Here is a 2,653-nt window from a genome sequence, read left to right as displayed (position 1 = left end):
GGTGGTAATTCCTTTCCCTTTTCCTGCGCACGGATAAAGCGTTTCACCATGCGATCTTCTAAAGAGTGAAAACTAATCACTGACAAACGCCCAGCAGGCAGGAGAAGATCGACACTGTCAGCCAGGACATTTTCCAGATCACCCAACTCGTTATTCACCGCGATTCGTATCGCCTGAAAAGCACGGGTCGCTGGATGTTTGTGTTTTTCCCATGCGGGATTTGCATGTTTAATAATTTCTGCGAGCTGCAGCGTGCGATTAATTTCTTCGTTCTTACGCTTTTCAACGAGCACTCTTGCCATGCGTTTCGCAAAGCGTTCTTCACCGTACTCTTTCAGTACTCGGGCAATCTCAGCCTCGGGCGTTGTAGCCACCCACTCTGCAGCGCTTATTCCAGCGTCAGGATTCATGCGCATATCGAGTGGGCCGTCTTTCATAAAACTAAAACCGCGTTCAGCATCATCTAACTGTGGGGACGAAACCCCCAGATCCAGAAGAATGCCGTTCACTTTCTCAATACCCAGCGCAGCAAGCGCAGACTTCATATCAGCAAAACTGGACTGCACTATCTGAAAGCGCCCATCCTCAGCCGCCAGTTCATTACCACTTTCAATGGCTCGAGGATCTTTATCGAAACCGATGAGACGCCCCTGATCACCCAATTTGCTGAGCAGCTGACGACTGTGACCACCCCGACCAAATGTGCCGTCAACATAAGTCCCATCTGGGTCGGTTACGCATCCGTCCACCGTTTCATGCAGAAGAACAGTGGTATGTGCTAACTCAGGCGAAATGGTCACAGGGAAATACTCATAATTTGCTCGGACAGCTGACTCTCGTCGTTCACCTGCTCCAGATATTCATCCCGGGTACCTTCCCAGGAGTCCTTACTCCATAGCTCCAGCTTCTTACCCTGACCGATCAGAACTGTTTCTTTTTCAAGGCCAGCGTACTCACGCAACGCAGCCGGAAGCAGAATCCGGCCACTGCCGTCGATTTCTACATCCGTAGCATGACCAACGAGCAAGCGCTGAATACGACGTGCACGCGGGTCAAACGTTGGCAGGGAGGTGATTTTCGCTTCGATTTCTTCCCATTCATTGACGGGATAGATAAGTAGAGAACGCTCTTCGGTATCGATCGTCACAACCATATGGCCACCACAAAGCACCGCCAGGCGTTCCCGGAACTTAGCCGGGATCGCCAGGCGCCCTTTGGCGTCCAGATTGATCGTGTTTAAACCGCGAAACATGCGTCCGTCCTTAATCCATGTGGGTAAGTACTAACATCAACAACTTCCCACAATTACCCACTATTCTCCACAATTAGACACTATAGGAATCAGACTGCCCCTTTGCAAGCGTTTGGAGGGTGTGAAATCACCTATTTTTTTTAATAAACACAAGGACTTAGCCAAGGTGGGGGAAATGGTGGGAAGAAGTGGGGGGTAAAACCCAAACGAAGCACCCCACCTGCGATTGATAGTTAAAGTAACTTATTAAGTTAGTGGCCACTTACACGGTTTTAGACAATTTTATTATATGAGAGTGACCACTAACAAACTTAAGTTCTTAGCACCTTTTGAGACAGCGATTACCAACGCCCTACCCGGTAGGAGTCATCGCAGAAAAAACTGGCCAGAGTCATCGGAAACATAAGGACAATGCGGGGGCAGACGTTTTACACTCGGCGGACTTTCTAAGGAAACACTGCACAGAATGAAACATTTGTTGCTCAAGCCGTTCATCAAAGGGTCAATGGTCTTACTTCCCCTGCTGGTCACTGTGTGGTTGCTATGGTCAGCCCTAACCTCCCTCAATGATCTTGGAGTGAGGGCACTGCAACTCGTACATCCTGACCTGGTACTGTTTCCTGGCATGGGCGTGGTTGTCATGCTGGTGACCTTGCTTACGGTTGGTCTGGCGTTTCAGCTGAATCCAATCAACTGGGTCTATCAGTATGTTGAGGATGCCTTCCTGCGACTGCCTCTGGTCAAAACCCTGTATGGCGCAGTGAAAGACTTCGCGGCCATGTTTGACGGAGACAAACCAAAGGCACAAAAAGTGGTTCTGGTCGAGATGCCGGGTATCGGTCAGCTTGTGGGCTTCGTGACCGCAGATCACGTACCGGAGCAGGTTGCAGAAAGTGCACACGCGGACAACCTTTTGCCGGTCTATCTGCCGATGAGCTATATGGTAGGTGGATACACCCTGTTCTTACCTCAGGATCGCCTGACCTTCGTCGACTGGTCAGTTGAGGATGCAATGCGCTTCGCGGTAACGGCGGGTATTTCACAAAGCCAGACTCGTCATCGTCATCACGACGACCACAACACTGCACCTGAAAACGCCCCAGCTGCCGACGATCAAGCTGAACCACAAAAAGAACACCCCCAGACAAGCAATGTCTGAACCAGGGGCGCCAGGATAATCAAATCTACGGCTTCCCTTCTGGCCCTGGTCCAGTTATTCGCCCAGAGTCTGGGCCAGTGCGCCAACCATGTTACTGGTCAGGAAAGCAAGATCGCCGTCACGCATGATGTATGGCGGCATAACATAGAAGTTGTGTGCGAAGGGCCGCACCCAGATACCACGATCGACACAGGCAGGCTGAAGTCGCTTCACATCGACCGGGCCTTTCAGTTCAATTACGC

Annotated in this window: 3 protein-coding genes and 1 pseudogene; 1 reads left to right on the top strand and 3 read right to left on the bottom strand. The window is 50.8% G+C overall.

The features are described 5' to 3' along the window. Both rsmH and mraZ read right to left on the bottom strand, forming a co-directional pair. Positions 1-794 (bottom strand): 16S rRNA (cytosine(1402)-N(4))-methyltransferase RsmH (gene rsmH / locus B2067_RS14685; protein WP_414716542.1); only part of this gene is annotated, 794 nt, incomplete at its 3' end. Positions 795-796: 2 nt separating this feature from the next. Continuing rightward, positions 797-1,252: a division/cell wall cluster transcriptional repressor MraZ gene (mraZ, locus tag B2067_RS14680; protein ID WP_068435289.1), complete on the bottom strand. Its 456-nt coding sequence runs from the start codon at positions 1,250-1,252 to the stop codon at positions 797-799. 466 nt (positions 1,253-1,718) lie between these two features. Here mraZ and B2067_RS14675 point away from each other — a divergent pair, with 466 nt between their 5' ends. Continuing rightward, positions 1,719-2,411, top strand: coding sequence for a DUF502 domain-containing protein (locus tag B2067_RS14675; RefSeq protein ID WP_301388952.1), 693 nt, complete (start codon positions 1,719-1,721; stop codon positions 2,409-2,411). Between the two features lie 54 nt (positions 2,412-2,465). Here the strand turns inward: B2067_RS14675 and B2067_RS14670 are convergent. Next, positions 2,466-2,653, bottom strand: a pseudogene (locus B2067_RS14670) (adenosylmethionine--8-amino-7-oxononanoate aminotransferase BioA); the annotation flags it as partial.

The sequence above is a fragment of the Thalassolituus sp. UBA2590 genome (genome assembly GCF_002339775.1).
Classification (GTDB): Bacteria; Pseudomonadota; Gammaproteobacteria; order Pseudomonadales; family Oceanobacteraceae; genus Thalassolituus.
This window is presented reverse-complemented; position numbering and strand designations above follow the sequence as displayed.